The 16,420-nt window shown below is 66.5% G+C and carries 14 protein-coding genes; all 14 read right to left on the reverse strand.

Translation table 11 applies throughout. The features are described from left to right. Positions 1-75: 75 nt before the first annotated feature. The 14 genes from ACOGXD_RS00730 to mreC all read right to left on the reverse strand — a co-directional run bounded on the left by ACOGXD_RS00730 (position 76) and on the right by mreC (position 16,413). Positions 76-1,512, reverse strand: coding sequence for a vWA domain-containing protein (locus tag ACOGXD_RS00730; RefSeq protein ID WP_323673528.1), 1,437 nt, complete (start codon positions 1,510-1,512; stop codon positions 76-78). A 29-nt stretch (positions 1,513-1,541) separates the two neighbouring features. Beyond that, complete coding sequence (locus ACOGXD_RS00735) at positions 1,542-2,423, reverse strand: AAA family ATPase (RefSeq protein ID WP_419865220.1); 882 nt, start codon at positions 2,421-2,423, stop codon at positions 1,542-1,544. 98 nt (positions 2,424-2,521) lie between these two features. After that, positions 2,522-3,754 carry a glutamate-5-semialdehyde dehydrogenase gene (locus tag ACOGXD_RS00740; protein ID WP_419917425.1) on the reverse strand — a complete coding sequence of 411 codons (1,233 nt, stop codon included), beginning with the start codon at positions 3,752-3,754 and terminating at the stop codon, positions 2,522-2,524. 33 nt (positions 3,755-3,787) lie between these two features. Continuing rightward, the gene (proB, locus tag ACOGXD_RS00745; RefSeq protein ID WP_419916033.1) at positions 3,788-4,882 is read right to left on the reverse strand and encodes a glutamate 5-kinase; all 1,095 of its coding nucleotides are present in this window, start codon (positions 4,880-4,882) and stop codon (positions 3,788-3,790) included. A gap of 46 nt (positions 4,883-4,928) precedes the next feature. After that, entirely contained in the window at positions 4,929-6,185 is a 1,257-nt protein-coding gene (obgE, locus tag ACOGXD_RS00750; protein ID WP_419916034.1) for a GTPase ObgE, read from the reverse strand. 48 nt (positions 6,186-6,233) lie between these two features. Further along, positions 6,234-6,485, reverse strand: a complete 252-nt coding sequence (rpmA, locus tag ACOGXD_RS00755; protein WP_419916035.1) for a 50S ribosomal protein L27 — start codon at positions 6,483-6,485, stop codon at positions 6,234-6,236. A gap of 46 nt (positions 6,486-6,531) precedes the next feature. Beyond that, complete coding sequence (gene rplU / locus ACOGXD_RS00760; protein WP_419916036.1) at positions 6,532-6,843, reverse strand: 50S ribosomal protein L21; 312 nt, start codon at positions 6,841-6,843, stop codon at positions 6,532-6,534. A gap of 65 nt (positions 6,844-6,908) precedes the next feature. Next, positions 6,909-8,735, reverse strand: a complete 1,827-nt coding sequence (locus ACOGXD_RS00765; RefSeq protein WP_419916037.1) for an Rne/Rng family ribonuclease — start codon at positions 8,733-8,735, stop codon at positions 6,909-6,911. Further along, positions 8,728-9,624 (reverse strand): TIGR03936 family radical SAM-associated protein, encoded by an 897-nt coding sequence (locus tag ACOGXD_RS00770; protein WP_419916038.1) that lies wholly within the window; start codon positions 9,622-9,624, stop codon positions 8,728-8,730. Before ACOGXD_RS00770 ends, ACOGXD_RS00765 begins: the two co-directional genes overlap by 8 nt. After that, the gene (locus ACOGXD_RS00775) at positions 9,614-11,650 is read right to left on the reverse strand and encodes a radical SAM protein (RefSeq protein WP_419916039.1); all 2,037 of its coding nucleotides are present in this window, start codon (positions 11,648-11,650) and stop codon (positions 9,614-9,616) included. The genes ACOGXD_RS00770 and ACOGXD_RS00775 overlap by 11 nt, the downstream gene beginning before the upstream one ends. Before the next feature lie 40 nt (positions 11,651-11,690). Beyond that, positions 11,691-12,860 carry a rod shape-determining protein RodA gene (gene rodA / locus ACOGXD_RS00780; protein ID WP_419916040.1) on the reverse strand — a complete coding sequence of 390 codons (1,170 nt, stop codon included), beginning with the start codon at positions 12,858-12,860 and terminating at the stop codon, positions 11,691-11,693. Further along, the gene (gene mrdA, locus ACOGXD_RS00785) at positions 12,857-15,001 is read right to left on the reverse strand and encodes a penicillin-binding protein 2 (RefSeq protein ID WP_419916041.1); all 2,145 of its coding nucleotides are present in this window, start codon (positions 14,999-15,001) and stop codon (positions 12,857-12,859) included. The genes rodA and mrdA overlap by 4 nt, the downstream gene beginning before the upstream one ends. Beyond that, positions 14,994-15,530 carry a hypothetical protein gene (locus tag ACOGXD_RS00790; protein WP_419916042.1) on the reverse strand — a complete coding sequence of 179 codons (537 nt, stop codon included), beginning with the start codon at positions 15,528-15,530 and terminating at the stop codon, positions 14,994-14,996. Before ACOGXD_RS00790 ends, mrdA begins: the two co-directional genes overlap by 8 nt. 13 nt (positions 15,531-15,543) lie before the next feature. Then, the gene (gene mreC, locus ACOGXD_RS00795) at positions 15,544-16,413 is read right to left on the reverse strand and encodes a rod shape-determining protein MreC (protein ID WP_419916043.1); all 870 of its coding nucleotides are present in this window, start codon (positions 16,411-16,413) and stop codon (positions 15,544-15,546) included. Positions 16,414-16,420: the final 7 nt, after the last annotated feature.

Raw genomic sequence — 16,420 nt, forward strand, 5'->3', positions numbered from 1 at the left:
AGCCGGGGCCCGAGCGGCCCGTGAGCGCAGCGAACAAGAGCGGGAAGCAAGTGGTTCGGCAGTGAACGGTGCCGGCTAGGCCAAGTTGTCGACGAAGCCCTCGAGCTGGCGCAAATTGCGACACTCGAAGACGCCGTCGGTGTAGGTCGAGTACTCGGTGATCACCGAGTCGCCCGTGTCCCAGTACGACCGGGGCTCTGGGTTCAGCCAGAACACCGACCGAGCTCGCTTCTGGCACTCCTTGAGCACCCATGCGTTCGTCGAGTGGTAGTTGTTGCGAGCGTCGCCTAGGAACATCATCGTCGACTTGGCGTTGACGTCCTTGCCGAAGTTCTCCCAGAACACGCCGAAGGCATGGCCGTAGTCGGAATGGCCGTCGACCCATACGACATCGGCCTCGGTGTTCACCCGGTGCACCGCGTTGGTGATGTCCTCCTCATTCTGGAACATGTGGGTGACCTCGTCGATGCCGTCGATGAAGACGAACGAGCGCACCTTGGAGAACTGGTTCTGCAGCGCGTACACGAGGTGCAGCGTGAAACGGGCGAATGCTGCCACTGAGCCCGAGATGTCGGCGACCACGATGAGCTCAGGCTTGTTCGGCCGGGGATGGCGAAAGCGCGGCTCCGCGGGCACGCCGCCGTAACTCAGCGAACGCCGCACTGTGGCCCGGAAGTCGAGCGGGCCGCGCCGCTTGTGCTTGCGCTTGCGCGCCAGGCGCGCGGCCAGCTTGCGGGTCAGCGGTTGGATGGCCTTGCGGATGTTCGCCATCTCCTCGCGGCTGGCGTGCATGAAGTCGACGTCTTCGGGCAGTGGCTTGCGCAGCGTCTTGGCCATGGCCTCGACACCCCGGTCGGCCACGAGGCGACGCCGGATCTCCGCTTCGATTTCGCGCTTGAGCTGCTCGATGCGGTTCTCGAACTCCTCGCGTTCGAGCCGTTCCGCCAGCGGCGTCATCTCGCCGTCGTAGCGCTGCGAGGATTCCTCGATCAGCCGATCCAGCATCCCGTCCAGATCGAGGTTGCGCAGCGTGCGGTACAGGTAGTAGGTGCCGCCGACGGGCCGGCCCGGCTCCATGCCGGCAAACTGGGTCACCGCAGCGCGGGCCATGGCCGCCATCATCGCCTCGTCGGCGTTCAGCAGCGCCCGGAAGAGCATCTCGGCGATCTCCTCGGGCGACATGTCCTGCCCCCCGCCGCGGCCGCCCATGCCCTGCATCTGCTGGGACATCCACTCTTCGAGATTGTCGGGATCGAACTCCCCGTTGCCCTCCTCGTCGCCGACGTTGTATTCCGGCCCGCGCAACGAGAAATACACCTCAAAAACCGTCTCGAATGCCCGCCAGTGCTGCTCGTTCTTGACGAGCGTGGCCGCGAGCGCGTACTTGAAGGCGTCACGGTCTTCGATGGGAATGTGCTTGACGGCCTCCATGGCGTCGAGGTTCTCCGTCAACGAGACCGGCAGGCCGGCGTTGCGCAGCTCTCCGACGAAGCCGCTGAGCAGATCCAACATGGCCGGTCTCCGTCCCCGTCGAGCGCCGTCTACGCCTCGACCGTCAGCTCTTTGGCGGCCTTCTCGATATCAGATTGGTACTTGAGCAGGATGTGAAGCGTCTCCTTCGCCTGCTCGACATCGATGTTCTCAATGCCGAGCAGCACCAAGGTGCGGGCCCAGTCCAGGGTCTCCGACACCGACGGTGCCTTCTTCAGCTCGAGCTGGCGGATGGAGCGCACGACGCGTGCGATCTGCTCGGCCAGGTTCTCGCTGATGCCGGCGACCTTCGTGAGGACGATCTGCTTCTCGCGTTCGAGATCCGGATAGTCGATGTGCAAGAACAGGCAGCGCCGCTTGAGTGCCTCGGACAGTTCGCGGGTGTTGTTGGACGTCAGGAACACCAGCGGGATCTGGCTGGCCATGATCGTGCCGAGCTCGGGAATCGAGACTTGGTAATCCGACAGGATCTCGAGCAGCAGCGCCTCAGTCTCGATCTCGACCCGGTCCACCTCATCGATCAGCAGAACCACCTTGTCTTGCGCGCTGATCGCTTCGAGCAGCGGACGGGTGAGCAGGAATTCGTCCTGGAAAATGTCGTCCTGCAGCTCCACCCAATCCTCGTGCTCGGCGTCGACACCCCGGTCGGCCTGGATGCGCAAGAGCTGCTTCTTGTAGTTCCACTCGTAGAGCGCCTTGGCCTCGTCGAGCCCCTCGTAACACTGGAGGCGAATCAGGCGGGCGCCGCTCATCGCGGCCACCGACTTGGCCAGCTCGGTCTTGCCAGTGCCCGCCGGTCCTTCGATGAGGACTGGCTTGCCGAGACGCTCGGCCAGGAACACCACGCTGGCGATGCCGTCGTCGGCGAGGTACTCGACTTTCGCCAAGCCTTCACGGACACCCGAGAGGTCTCCGAACATTGTCTCGTTCATTCTGGGTGTCTCCCCTGTGGGTGTACGAGTGGGTGCCGGACTGCCGGCAGTGGGAACCGGTCAGACAGTGTGGCAGCCGCGGCTACCTGTCGGCACGGCTAACCCCGTGTGTGACCCGTTCCGGTCACCACGAACTTGGTGGTCGTGAGCTGTTCAAGGCCCATGGGACCACGGGCATGCAGCTTTTGGGTGCTGATGCCGATCTCTGCGCCAAAGCCGAACTCCTCGCCGTCCACGAAGCGTGTCGAAGCGTTGACGAGCACGGCAGCGGCATCCACCCGGCGGGTGAATTCCTGGGCGGCAGCCAGATCTCGAGTCACGATGGCCTCGCTGTGGCCTGTGCCGTGCTGGTTGACGTGGTCGATGGCCGTGTCGAGGTCATCGACGACCGCAACGCTCATCTTGAGCGCGAGGAACTCTGTCGAGAAATCGCTGAGGCTGGCCGGACCGATCTGGGGCGAGATGGCCTGTGCCGCGGCGTCGCCCACGAGCTCCACGCCATCCAAGTCGTCGACGATGCGGGGCAGAAAGGCCTCGGCCACGTCGCGGTGGACCAGGAGTGACTCCGCAGCGTTGCACACCGAGGGGCGGCTGAGCTTCGCGTTGGCGACGATGTTGGCCGCCATATCCAGATCTGCCGCCGTGTCGACGTACACGTGGCAATTGCCATCGCCGTCGATGACATAGGGCACGGTGGCATTGGCGAGCACCGAGGCGATGAGCGCTGGGCCCCCCCGAGGGATGAGACAGTCAATGTGTTCACGCAGCTGCATGAACTCGGCAGCGGCGCTGTGGCGGGTATCGGTGACCAGCACCAGCGCGTCTGCGGGCAAGCCCGCCTTGACCAAGCCTTCCCGCAGCGCTTCGGCGATCGCCATGTTGGAGTTCAGCGCAGCCCCCGAGCCCCGCAGGAACGCGGCGTTGCCCGACTTCAGGCACAACCCGAAAGCGTCTGAGGTGACGTTGGGCCGGCTCTCATAGATGATCGCCACCACACCGAGCGGCACCCGGACGCGTTCCACTGCCAGGCCATTCGGCCGCACCCACCCGTCGACCACCTGGCCGACTGGGTCAGCCAAGGCCGCCACGTTGCGCAAGCCCGCGGCCATGGCCGAGATGCGGCCTGCGTCAAGCCGAAGCCGATCGATGAGCGTCGCCGAGGTGCCGGCAGCTTCGGCGTTGGCCACGTCGTCGCGGTTGGCTGCGAGCACGCTGTCGCTTGCCTCGTCCAGCAGATCTGCAGCCGACAGCAGGGCCTCGTCTCGCACGGCACCGGGTGCTTGCGCCAGGACGGTCGCCGCGGCCTTCGCACGCTCGCCGAGGGCGATCATCTCCACGTCAGGCACCCGAGCAGGCTAATGGCATTACCCCAGAACGACGAGATCGTCGCGGTGCACGACCAGCGGGTGCAGTCCGTCAGGCAATTGGTCGCTGCGCAGGCCAGCGGTGGCCCGCAGGCCCTCAGCGTCAATGGCCACGAGGCCCTTGGCGAAGGTCTCCCCCTGCGGGTCGACGATGTCCACGGCCTCGCCGGCCACGAAGGAGCCCTCGTACCCGACGACGCCGGCCGCAAGCAGCGACTTGCCGTCTGCCGACACGGCGCGGCGGGCACCGTCGTCAACGGTCACTGATCCCCTGGCGGCTACGGCAAAGCCGATCCACAGCTTGCGAGCGGAGACGCGTGCGTCTCGTGCCGGCACGGTAGTACCGACACCTGGTCGGCCCGCAGCGGCGTCGGCGACCACGTCGGGGCGGCGCGCGGAGGCGATCACCGTGCGCACACCGCTCCACGAGGCCATCCGAGCCGCTGCCAGCTTCGAGGCCATGCCGCCGCTGCCCACTGCATTGGCGGAACCCGCCGCGGCCTGCAGCGACGGACTCACCTCCAGGATCTCCGAGATGAGCGAGGCTTGCGGGTCGATGTTCGGGTCGGCCGTGAGCACACCGGGCATGTCGGTCAGCAGGATCAGCGCATCGGCGCGCACCAGGTTGGCGACAAGAGCGGCGATCCGATCATTGTCGCCGTAGCGGATGGCATCGTCGGCGATCGCGTCGTTCTCGTTGACGACCGGCACAACGCCGAGATCAAGCAGATGATGGAACGTGGCTCGGGCGTGCAGATACTGGTCGCGGTCGCGGAAATCGTGCGGCGCGATCAGCACTTGGCCGACCACCATGCGCTCAGCAGCGAACAGCTCCCGATAGGAGGCCATCAGGTCGATCTGGCCGACGGCCGACAGCGCTTGAAGCCGTTCGGGCTCGGTGGGCCGCTCGACGTTCAGCCGCTGCACGCCTGCGGTGATCGCGCCGGAGGTGACCACGATCACTTCATGACCGGCTGCGCGCACGACTGCGACGTCCGATGCCAGCTTGGCGACGGCATCGAGATCGACGCGCCCATCCCATGTGGTGATGGACGACGTCCCGATCTTGGCAATCAGCCGCAGTGAGTCAGGCATCGACGTCAATCCTGCCGTCTTCCGGTTCTCAACACAGTCACCTGAGTCATGTATCTGGCTCGTACGTGAATTCGAAGTCGCCAATGCGTACCAAGTCGCCCGACTGGGCGCCGTTGCGAGCCAAGGCCCGTGAAACGCCAAGCTTCTCCAGGCGTCGCTGCGCCCATGCCAGCGCAGCCGGATCGGTGAGATCCGACAGCGCTACGGCGCGGCGGGCTTGACGGCCCTCGATCTCAAAGACCCCGTCTCCGAGGCGCAGCACCGTAACACCGGTGGGTTCGGGACGGTGCACGACGTATTGGGCAGGGGCTTCGTCAGCCTGTCTGGCTTCGGACACCAGATCGCGTAGCTGACCCAGCACCGGCGCCACGCCTTCGCCGGTCACAGCGCTGAGACGCGGACCGTCCCAAGCGAGATGGGCCACGTCGGCCTTGGTGCCCACGACCAACCGCCGCCGCGCTGCGAGTGCGGGGTCGTGAAGCTCGAGCTCGCCAAGCAGCACGTCAACCTGTTCATGGGGATCACGATCAGCGACTTCTGCCAAATCAGCCATGATCAGCAGTACCCGGGCCCGTTCGACATGCCGCAGGAACTGGTGCCCGAGGCCCTTGCCCTGCGCGGCTCCTTCGATCAGTCCGGGCACATCCGCGATCACCATCTCGAAGCTGTCGGCGTCGATTCCGGAGCCGTCGTCTAGCCGCACCACCCCGAGGCTGGGCGTGAGCGTCGTGAACGGATACGAAGCGACCTTCGGCCGTGCAGCCGACACGGCGCTGATGAACGTGCTCTTGCCTGCGTTCGGGAATCCCACCAGTGCCACGTCGGCCATGAGCTTCAGTTCGAGGCCGAGCCAGCGCTCCTCGCCGGGCTCGGCCTGCTCGGCAAAATGAGGCGCGCGCATCCGATTCGAAGCGAAGCGGACATTGCCCCGGCCGCCACGCCCTCCCTGCGCCGCCAGCCAGCGATCGCCAGCATGCACGAGGTCGGCCAACACCGCGCCGTCACGGTCGCGCACGATCGTGCCCTCGGGCACGCGCACAAGTTCGTCGGCACCGTTGCGGCCGTGCCGCTTGCGCCCCTGGCCGTGGCCGCCATCGGTGGCGCGCCGGAACGGAAAGTCCCGGAACGCCAGCAGCGATGCCACGTTGCGATCAGCGACGACCCACACGTCGCCGCCGTGCCCGCCGTCACCGCCATCGGGACCGCCACGCGGCACGTGCGACTCACGACGGAAGGACACGCAGCCCGCTCCGCCGTCACCGCCCTTCGCGTGCAGCTGGCACTCGTCGACAAAGTCGCTCATCAGCGTCCTCGCAGACGCTTTCGGGTCTCGGGATGAAGTACGGGAGAACTACGACGGCACGACGTCAACGAGCCGGCGCCCGCGGCGATAGCCGAAACGCACCACACCGGGAGTTGTCGCAAACAGCGTGTCGTCCTTGCCGCGGCCCACATTCCGCCCCGGATGGAACTTGGTGCCCCGCTGGCGCACGATGATGCCGCCGGCATCGATCGTCTGCCCCGAATACACCTTGACGCCCAGGCGCTTTGCCACCGAGTCGCGCCCGTTGCGAGTGGAGCCTCCGCCCTTGGTCTTCGACATGGTGCTGTCCTTTGGTGTCCGGTCTCGAGTGCCTGCCGGGATGCCCCTAGGCGGTGGCGATCTGGGTGATCTCGACTGTGCTGTAGCGCTGCCGGTGTCCCCACCTGCGCCGGTTGGTGGTGGCGTTCTTGTAGGTGAAACCGTCGATCTTGGGCCCTGTGACCTCGCCGACCACTCGGCCGGTCACCGAAGCGCCGACCAGTTCATCGGGCGTCGCCAGCACTGCGCCGTCATCCACCACCAGCACCGGCGTGAAGGTCACCTCTTCGCCGGGCGGCACCGCGAGCAGCTCAACGTCGAGCCGCTGGCCGGCCTCGACGCGGCGCTGCTTGCCGCCGGTAGCAATGACTGCGTACATCGGTTGGAGAGGATACCGAGAGGCTCCCGGATCGGCGAGTGGATTTTCGGTTCAGTCGCTGATCATCAGGCGAACAGCGACTCGCGCAGCTGGATGCCGCGTCCCTCGCACGCTTCGCACGGGTCCGACATCGACTCCAGCAACCCCTCACCGGTGCGCATCCGGGTCATCTGCACGATGCCCATGTCCGAAATCGGTTCGGTGGCCGTACGGGTCTTGTCGCGAGCCAGCGCCTCGTTCAGCGTCGACATGAGCTTGTCCCGCTGCTGCTTGTCGTCCATGTCCACAAAGTCGATGATGATGATCCCGCCGATGTCCCGCAGCCGCAACTGCTTCGCAATTTCAGTAGCGGCCTCCAGGTTGTTCTGGAACAGCGTTTCGTTCAGGCTGGACTTGCCCACGTTGCGCCCTGTGTTGACGTCGATCACCGTCAACGCTTCGGTGTGCTCGATGATGAGCGACCCGCCCGACGGCAGCCAGACCTTGCGGTCGGTGGCCTTGCCCACCTGCTCAGCCACGTGCACCCGCTCGAACAGCGGCAAACGTTCAGCGACCGGGTCGTAGTACCGGATGCGGTCCACCAGCGGTGCCGCCACCGCGTGCATGTAGCCCTTGACCTGTTCGAACAGCGCCGGGTCATCGATCACCACTTCACGGAAATCTGCGGTGAACTGCTCCCGGATGATGCGCACGGCCAACTCGGGCTCCCGGAACAGCAGCACAGGCGCATCGGAGCGTTCCGCCAGTTCGGAGATCTTGGTCCACTGCTGCGTGAGCCGTTCGATGTCGCGGCGGATTTCGGCCGCAGTGACGTTCTCGGCAGCCGTCCGCAGGATGACACCGAAGCCATCGGGGATCTCCTTGGCCAGCAGGCTGCGCAGACGGCGCCGCTCGCGGCTGGGCAGGCGGCGCGAGATGCCCATCACGCTGCTGTTCGGAATGAGCACCACGAAGCGGCCCGGCAGCGACACCTCCGTGGTCAGGCGAGCGCCCTTGTGGCCGATCGGGTTCTTGATGACCTGACACATGACCGTCTGGCCATTCTTGATCAGCTCGCCGATCGCGGGCCCCGCCACGGAACGCCCCCGGCGCCCGCCGGCCCGTTTGCGCTCCGATCCGTTGTCATCATCGCTCTCGTCGGACGCAACGGTCAGATCGCCTCGATAGAGCACGGCCTGCTTGGGCGTGCCGATGTCGACGAACGCCGCCTCCATGCCCGGAAGCACACGCCGTACCCGACCGAGATAGAGGTTCCCGTAAATCTCGGAGACGTCGTCGGAAGGACGGCTCACGTAGTACTCGATGAGCGATCGGCCTTCGAGCACAGCGATGTGCGTCGCTCCCTCGGAGACATGAACACACATCCGGTAGCGGCCCAGCGGCTTGCCGTTGCGGTACTTGCCGCGGCGCTCGGTGAGCTGGTCGTCGTCGAGCTCCAGCGGCCGCTGGTCGGCCAGGATGGCTTCGACGGGCGCATGGGAGCCATTGCGAGTCTCCGCGGTGCTCGTAGCGGCCTCGCTGGATCGGCCTCGTCCGCCGCGTCCCCGACCGCCCCTCCTGCGACGGCGGCGCCCACCGGAACCCTCGCTATCGGGTGCTTGCTGAGACGGCGCCGGGCGACTGTCGCCGATCCGGGGCTTGCGAGCCGGCGGCGGCACCGGCGGCACCGGCGGCTTCGCAGACTCAGGCTCGGCTTGAGGGGGATCGGCCTTCGACTTCTGCTCAGGCCCAGCTCCGGCTTTGGGCTTGGCTTTGGAGGCCGACTTCGCCTTGGTCTTGGGTTTTGCCTTGGGTTCTGGTTTGTCCTCGGTGGGTTCGTTCTGCGTGGGGGGCACGACCAGTCGTCGTTTGCGCACGGCAGGGGTTGTGTCGTTCAGTGTTGATTCATCCACTGATGGGTTCCTTGTGTCTCTGGGCGCACATGGCAGGCACGGCCGGTTCGGCTCGTCCCGCGGCGCCGCTCGTCCATTGATGTGTTCTCCGGGCTATGCCCATCTCGTGTGCCGGCGCGAGCGCCGGCACCAGTTCGCTAGGGCGCACCACCCGGGGCGTGGCTGACAGCTCGGCGCTCAGCACCGCCCCTCGATCCGAGCATCCGACCACCTGCAGCACCTCAACGCTGGGCCGAATATTCGAACTCACGGTCTCGCCTTTGTGCACCCGTTCAGTTACGACGGTACCGGCGGCAAGGAGGTCTGCAACCGCTTTCGCTGCTGCGGCCGTGTCCAGGCCCACGATCTCGAACTTCCAACCGCACGAGTGAACCGCCGCTTGCAGCGACGGCCCGCGGCCGTCGGTCAGCACCGCAGCCGACACCTCCATGCCCACCGGCAGCGCCTCGCTGAGCGCCCCTGCAACGGTGCAGTAGCTCGGGGCAGTCGACGGCAGCCCGCGTTCGCAGGGTGCGTGAGTTCCGCCCCGGCAGACAATCACAGGACCCGCTGCATGCCTGGCACCTGGCTCTGCAGCACCCCCGTCGCGCACCGCGTCTGCAACGAGCGGCAGCTCCACGAACTCGGCCTCCGACTCGTACCCGGTGGGCAGCGCCAGTCCGAAGCTCAGCTTCATCCGAGGCGAGAAGCCCTGGCTGTAGGCCACCGGCAACCCCACCTTGCGCACGGCGCGCTCGGTGACGCGCGCCACGTCGCGGTGACCGATGAACCGGATCTTGCCGACCTTGGAAAAGCGGACGCGCAGCCTCAACGACATCTCCCACCCATGAGGGTGGGAGCGGCACTGCAGCTCGGCACCAGCGTCAGGGCCCAGCGCATCATGCGCCACCCCCGCTCGGTGCGCCTGCGCCCGCCAACTGGCGGGGGCGCAGCTCAACCGGCACGAGATGGCCGGTCGCGAGATCCTGTCCCGTCCCCTGACTGCCGCCATTGGGGGCGACAGGGGACGCAACCATGTGCTCGATCCCATATTCAGTACAGGCCCCGCAGTCGTAGCACGGGGTCCATCGGCAGTCAGGCAGGCCATGCCCGGCGAGGGCGTCCTGCCAGTCGTGCCAGAGAAAGTCGCGGTGCAGCCCGGCGCCGATGTGGTCCCAGGGCAGCACCTCGTGCTCGCCTCGATGGCGATACACGTACCAGTCAAGGCTGAGGCCGCACGCTGCCATGGCCTCTTCCCATAAGGCCAAGTCGAAGCGCTCGCTCCACTCCTGGAACGTGCCGCCCTTGCGCCAGACGTATTCGATGACCGCCCCGACGCGGCGATCACCCCGGCTGGCGATGCCCTCGGCAGTCGACGCGGCCGGATCGTGCCACTTCAGCTGCACTCGCCGATTGCGGCCCAGCGCCGAGCGCACCAACCGCACCTTGCGCGCCAGCTCTTCGGGCGGGTTCTGCCCGAACCACTGGAACGGCGTATGCGGTTTGGGCACGAAGCCCCCCAGCGACACGGTCACCGATGCGCGCTTGGTGTATTCCTGCCCGATCTGGGTGCAGGCAGCGGCCAAGTGGGCGATGGCCTCGGTGTCGGGGTCCATCTCCGAAGGCAAGCCCGTGAGGAAGTACAGCTTCATGCGATGCCAGCCCTGGCTGTAAGCCGAGCGCACCGCCCCGTACAGGTCTTCTTCAGTGATGAGCTTGTTGATGATCTGGCGCAGCCGCCACGAACCGGCCTCCGGGGCGAAGGTGAGCCCCGTGCGGCGGGCGCGTGACACTTGGGCTGCTACATCGACGGTAAACGCATCGACGCGCATGCTGGGCAGCGAGACGCTGATCCGGTTGGCATCAGCGCCGGCTGTGTTGCTAGCGCCGGCTCCGCCGGCGGTGTCGCTTGCGCCGGCTGTGATGTTGCCGCCCGTGACCGTGTCGCGCACGAGCTCGGCGATCCCGCTGTAATCGGCCGTGGACAGCGACATCAAGCTGACTTCGTCGTAGCCGCTGCGCTCGAGGCCTGAAGTCACCATCTCGCGGACCTGGGCAGCAGGGCGCTCACGAACCGGGCGGGTGATCATTCCCGCCTGGCAGAAGCGGCAGCCCCGGGTGCATCCCCGGAACACCTCGACCGAGAGCCGGTCATGGACGACCTCGGTCACCGGCACGAGCTGCCGCCGCGGATACGGCCACTCGGCAAGATCGGCCACCGTGCGCTTGGCGACCAGCGCCGGCACGTCCGGGTACTTCGGCGTGACGGCGGCGAGTGCCGGCCCGTCGTAGGCAACGTCGTACATCGCCGGCACATACACACCCTCGATGCCGGCGAGGTCTCGCAGGATCGTGGAGCGCGTGCCCGGCCGCTTGCCGGTTCGCTTCCAGGCACCGACCGCTTCGGTGATCTCGGAGACCACTTCCTCGCCATCGCCGATGACGAAGAAGTCCACGAAGTCCGCCAGGGGCTCGGGGTTGTAGGCGCAATGACCGCCGGCGCCGATGAGCGGGTCGTCATCGTTGCGCCGGGCTGCACGCACCTCCAGCCCCGCCAGATCGATGCAGTTCAGCACGTTGGTGTACACGAGCTCAGCCGAGAGGTTGAAGGCGATGATGTCGAAGTCGCCCGCCGCCCGGTGCGTGTCCACCGAGAACAGCGGTAGCCCCGCGGCTCGCATCTCGGCTTCCAGATCGATCCACGGCGCGTATGTGCGCTCGGCGCTGGCATCCGGGCGCTCGTTCAGCAGCTCATAGAGGATCTGCAAGCCCTGGTTCGGCAAACCGATTTCGTACGTGTCGGGATAGGCCAAAAGCCACGACGTGAGGTGCGGGCCGGCGGTCGGTCGTTGCATCCCGTCCTCGCAGCCGATGTACCTCGCCGGCTTGGAGACACGTGGCAGCAAGGGCTCGAGCCGGGGCCACAGCATTGTCATTGCAACCTCAACGCTACCGGCCCAGCCAGATAGTGAAGCGTTAGAGGGTGTAGCGCCGCGCTCCGACACTGATGACGATGCCTACCGCCGCGAAGGCGGTGACCGTGCCAGAACCGCCATGGCTCATGAGCGGCAACGGGATACCGGTGATGGGCATGATGCCGATGGTCATGCCGATGTTCTGAAACACCTGGAACAGCAGCATGGAGAGGATTCCGACGGTGAGTAATCGTCCGAACGGGTCGCTGGCGACGCGAGCGATCTGCCAGATGCGCACGGACATGTAGGCATACAGCGCGAGCAGGAGCGTGCCGCCGACGAGGCCGAATTCCTCTCCCAGCGCCGTGAAGATGAAGTCGTTGTGCTGCTCGGGCACCAAGTCCAGGTTGGTTTGGGTGCCTTGCTTCCAGCCTTGGCCCCAGATGCCGCCCGCACCGATGGCAATCTGGCTCTGACGCAGGTTGTACGAGGCTTCCAGAGGCTCGAATTCTTGGTCCAAGAAAGCCGTCAAGCGGTTTCGCTGGGTCTCGCTGAGCAGGCGGGGGCCTTGGAACGCGTCGATGCTGAACACCAGCACGAGCGCCAAGATTCCAGTGAGCGAGATGACCACGATGTGGCGCAGCTGCGCCCCTGCGACCAGCAGCATGCCCATGGCGACGGCTACGAAAACCAGCATCGTGCCGAGGTCGGGCTGCAGGTAGATCAGGCTCATGGGCACCACCAGCAGCAGGCCCGCGTTGAACAACGTGTCGAAGCGCAGGTATCCCTCGTGGCTGGCTACGAACGCCGCCAGCGACACGATCACGACGAGCTTGGCGAACTCGGAGGGCTGCACCTGGAAGCCGACGCCCGGCAGCACGAACCATGACCGTGCATTGCGAATCTCGGGCCCCCAGAACAGCAGTGCCCCCAGCGCTCCGAGCGCTATCAGGTAGGCGGGCGTCGCGTAGAAACGCAGCACCCGGTAGTCGATGACGGCAGCGATGATCATCACCACGATGCCGACGCCCACGAAGATCGCCTGGCGTCGCGCCACCGTCCACGGGTCGCTGCCTTCGAAGGACAGGCTTCGCCATGTGGAGGAGTAGTTCATCGCGACGCCGAGCAGCGCTATCGCTATCGCAGCCAGCGCCAATGAGTAGTCGGCGAACCACGCCGGAGACTGCAGCTCGCGCCGTGTCTGGGAACGATTCAGCAGCCGTGCGATCATGACCCGGCAGCTCCCTCGATCTGGTCTACATCGGGGATGCCGTCACCGTCCGCATCCGTCGGCGTGTTCGCCCGCGGCAGCTGGATGCCCCACGGGCAGCCTTCGGGCACGTAGCCCAGGAACGCCGGATCGCCTCGCAGCGCCTCAGGCACTTCGGGGCACTCGGGCTGAGGCGGCGAGAACGCAATCTGGGGCTCAGGCCAGCGCTGCTCGTAGGCCCTCACTGCCTCAAGGATCCGTCGAGCCACAGGTGCAGCCGCCTCGCCGCCGTAGCCGGCCTCTTCCATGACGACGGCGACGGCGTAACGGGGGTCGTGTGACGGCGCCCACGCAACGAACACCGCCGTGTCCTCCTTCTTGCGCCGCAGCACCGCATTCAGACCCTGCGCCTGGGCCGTGCCGGTCTTGCCTGACACGGGGTAGCCCTCATGGTCATAGCCCTCGAAAGCCTTCGCGGCGGTGCCTCGTAGCCGGGAGTTCGTGACGTTGCTCAACCCTTCCCTCACCACCGCGCTTCCTGCGGGGAAGTCCACCACATCGAGCACCCGGGGTTCGAAGGTCAGCATCGGCTCACCGAACGTCTCAGCGCGGCGCGAGACCACCGCTTCGACGATGTTCGGCGAGAAGAGCGTCCCGCCGTTGGCCATCGTGGCGTAGGCGTTGGCGAGCTGCATGGGAGTCACGGCGACGAACCCCTGGCCGATGCCGGTGTTGATGTTGTCGCCCGGGAACCATCGCGCCGGTTCGTCGTAGGGGTTGTAGGCCTCGGGACTCAACTCGAAGAGGGTCTGCTTCACGTCGCCGTCAGGCACCCGGCCCGATTTCTCGAACGGCAGCTGCACGCCGGTCGGGGATCCGAACCCGAGCGAGCGGGCCATGTCTTGGATCGCCCACTGCTCGGGGCCGTCGATCCAGAACAGGTCATCGGACACTTTGTAGAAGTAGGCGTCGCTCGAGCGGGTCAATGCACCGGAGAGGTCCAAGGTGCCGAGAGCCGCCCGATCTGCATTGAAGAACGTGCAGCGACCGGTGCAGCCCCGCGCATCAGGGATCTTGTAGTAGCCCACGTCGTGGAAGGCAGCGCGCGGCGAGATGAGTCCTGCGTCCAGACCGGCGAGCGCTGTCACCGGCTTGAACACCGAACCGGGCGAATAGGTGCCTTGCACGGCGAGGTTGTTGAGCGCGCCTGGTGCGTAGGGATTCTCGAACACCGACCGGTACTCCGCCAACGACAGTCCCTCGACCATCCACGTGGGGTCGTAGGTCGGGTGCGACACCATGGCAAGCACATCGCCGTTGCGCACATCCATGACCACAGCAGCTCCGGTGAGCGCCGGGTAGAAGAAACCGGAGTCTTCGCTCACGGTCTTGCGCGCTGCGATCAGTCCTTGCCGCAGGTACGACTCAGCGGCGGCCTGCAACTCGACATCGATAGACAGCACGATGTCGTGACCCGGTTCGGGCGGGACATCGGCCAAGATCCGCTGCACACGGTCCTGCCGGTCGACCTCGAGCTTGGTACGCCCCGGTTCGCCGTGGAGCTCGGCTTCGAAGAGCCCCTCGATGCCGGCCCTGCCGACGCGCTCGTAGGGCAGGTAGCCGTCATCGATCAACTCACGGTGCTGGCGCTCCGACATCGCCCCGACGTAGCCCACGATGTGCGCGCCCACCTCGTTCTGCGGGTACACCCGCACCCAGTCCCACCTGGCCTCGACTCCGGCAATCGAGCGCTCTGCAACGCGCAGCAGGCCGTCTTCGTCGAGACCGGTCGCGACCACCTTCGGGGCCAGCGGATGCGTGCGCTGGTCGGCAAAACCCTGGCGGAGCTGCTCTGCGGGAACATCGAGCAGGTCAGCCAGTTCGGTCAGCACCGCTTCGGTGTGTTTCTCGCTGTACCTCGAATGGTCATAGGTCACCACGCCGGTGCGGACGTTGTCCGCTAGCACCACGCCGTGACGGTCGAGGATGCGGCCGCGGGTCGGCGGCGTGATGATGATGCGGACCTGGTTCGATTCCGCAGCCACCGCGAACTGCTCGGTTTCGAGTACCTGCAGGTACCACAGACGGGTGAACAGCGCTCCGAACAATCCCACCATCACGATGCCGATGAAGGCCATCCGCCTGCGGACCCGCTCATCCACCGCGCGCCGTGCTTTCTGAAGCGGCGCTGATGCGCGGACGGATGATGAGGGCCCAGCGAGTCGCTCGCTCGAGCAGCGGGTTGGTCACGAGCGACGCAATGCCGGTCACGATGGCGATGCGGACGATCGGTGCCTCTGTCACGTAGACAAGGTCCATCAGCCAGCCGGCACCCGCGAAGAGGCCGATCCCGCCCGCTGCCAGCAGTGACGCGATCGCGGCGCGGGCGAGCCTGCCGGCCGAGGGGATCTGCTCGGTGACGGCACCGGACAGGTACCCCACCAGCGTCAGCACGAGCAGCGACATGCCGAACGGCGTGTGCAGGATGAGATCGGAAGCGAGCCCGCAGCCTCCACCGAAGGACGCTCCCGTACTGCGACCGCCCATCATCCCGCCTGCGACGGCCAGCAACACCAGCGGATCGACGATGACACCTGCCGGGGTGATGTGTGCCAGCAGGCCCACATGAACGACGACGGCTACAGCCAGCACCAGCGTCGACCGGGCCAACGGCCCGGCGCCGGCCATCATCGCCTGCCTCCCGTCATGACTCGCCGCCTGCGCTGCCCGTATCAGCCGGGCCGTCGTCGGGTTCGCGATCCACGATCACCGGCTCGGGGACGTTGGGCTCGTACAGCAGCACCTGCACCCAGCGAAGCCGCTCAAGATCGGCAGCGGGGTGCACGGTGACCCGTTGCGCGCCCCGCACCGCATCCGGTTCGACGTCGGTGACCGTGCCCACAAGCAGCCCTGCGGGGAATGTGCTGCCCGCAAAGCCGCTGGTCACGACGGTCTCTCCGGGGATGACAACGGTCTCCAGCTCGATGTAGCTCACCTCCAGGTCGCGGCCCGGCCCCCGTCCCGAGGCCAAGCCGTCGTCCCCGGACCGGACGATGCGCACGCCGGCGTCGAAATTCGGATCGGTCAGCAGCTCGACGCGTGAACGTGTGGTGCTGGCCTGCACCACCCGCCCGACCAGTCCGTCGCCGCTCTCCACTGGCATGCCCTCCCGGATGCCGTCGCGCCGTCCCTTCGCAAGCTCGATCGTGCGTTCAAAGTTGGACACAGGTGCGTCGATGACCCGCGCCGTGACCCGGGGGATTGCCGGGGCAGCGTCGCGGGCGCCCACCAGCGCCAGCAGCTCCTGGCGATCCCGTTCCAACTCGCCGACACGCAGCACCGATGCCTCGGCTTCAGCCAACTCACCGCGCAGCTGTGCGTTCTCAGCCTCTAAGTCGTCGTAGCTGACGATCCCGCGCCACGCGTTGCGAAACGGTTCGGCCACCCAGTCGCCGAACGTCCGCACCGGTCCCAGAAGATCCAAGGTCGCGCCGCGGGCAGTGTCCAGCACACCGCCCGAACCGCGTGCGTCGAGCGTGAGCAAGGCAATGGCCGTCACGACGAGCAGGGCCAAGCGGAGC

The organism is Candidatus Poriferisodalis sp. (assembly GCF_965204125.1).
In the GTDB taxonomy this organism is placed as follows: Bacteria; Actinomycetota; Acidimicrobiia; order Acidimicrobiales; family Poriferisodalaceae; genus Poriferisodalis.

Excerpts from the sequence above, each read along its gene's own strand:
- ACOGXD_RS00730 (WP_323673528.1), bottom strand. The coding sequence starts at position 1,512 with ATGTTGGATCTGCTCAGCGGCTTCGTCGGAGAGCTGCGCAACGCCGGC.
- ACOGXD_RS00735 (WP_419865220.1), bottom strand. The coding sequence starts at position 2,423 with ATGAACGAGACAATGTTCGGAGACCTCTCGGGTGTCCGTGAAGGCTTG.
- ACOGXD_RS00740 (WP_419917425.1), bottom strand. The coding sequence starts at position 3,754 with ATGATCGCCCTCGGCGAGCGTGCGAAGGCCGCGGCGACCGTCCTGGCG.
- proB (WP_419916033.1), bottom strand. The coding sequence starts at position 4,882 with ATGCCTGACTCACTGCGGCTGATTGCCAAGATCGGGACGTCGTCCATC.
- obgE (WP_419916034.1), bottom strand. The coding sequence starts at position 6,185 with ATGAGCGACTTTGTCGACGAGTGCCAGCTGCACGCGAAGGGCGGTGAC.
- rpmA (WP_419916035.1), bottom strand. The coding sequence starts at position 6,485 with ATGTCGAAGACCAAGGGCGGAGGCTCCACTCGCAACGGGCGCGACTCG.
- rplU (WP_419916036.1), bottom strand. The coding sequence starts at position 6,843 with ATGTACGCAGTCATTGCTACCGGCGGCAAGCAGCGCCGCGTCGAGGCC.
- ACOGXD_RS00775 (WP_419916039.1), bottom strand. The coding sequence starts at position 11,650 with ATGACAATGCTGTGGCCCCGGCTCGAGCCCTTGCTGCCACGTGTCTCC.
- rodA (WP_419916040.1), bottom strand. The coding sequence starts at position 12,860 with ATGATCGCACGGCTGCTGAATCGTTCCCAGACACGGCGCGAGCTGCAG.
- ACOGXD_RS00790 (WP_419916042.1), bottom strand. The coding sequence starts at position 15,530 with ATGATGGCCGGCGCCGGGCCGTTGGCCCGGTCGACGCTGGTGCTGGCT.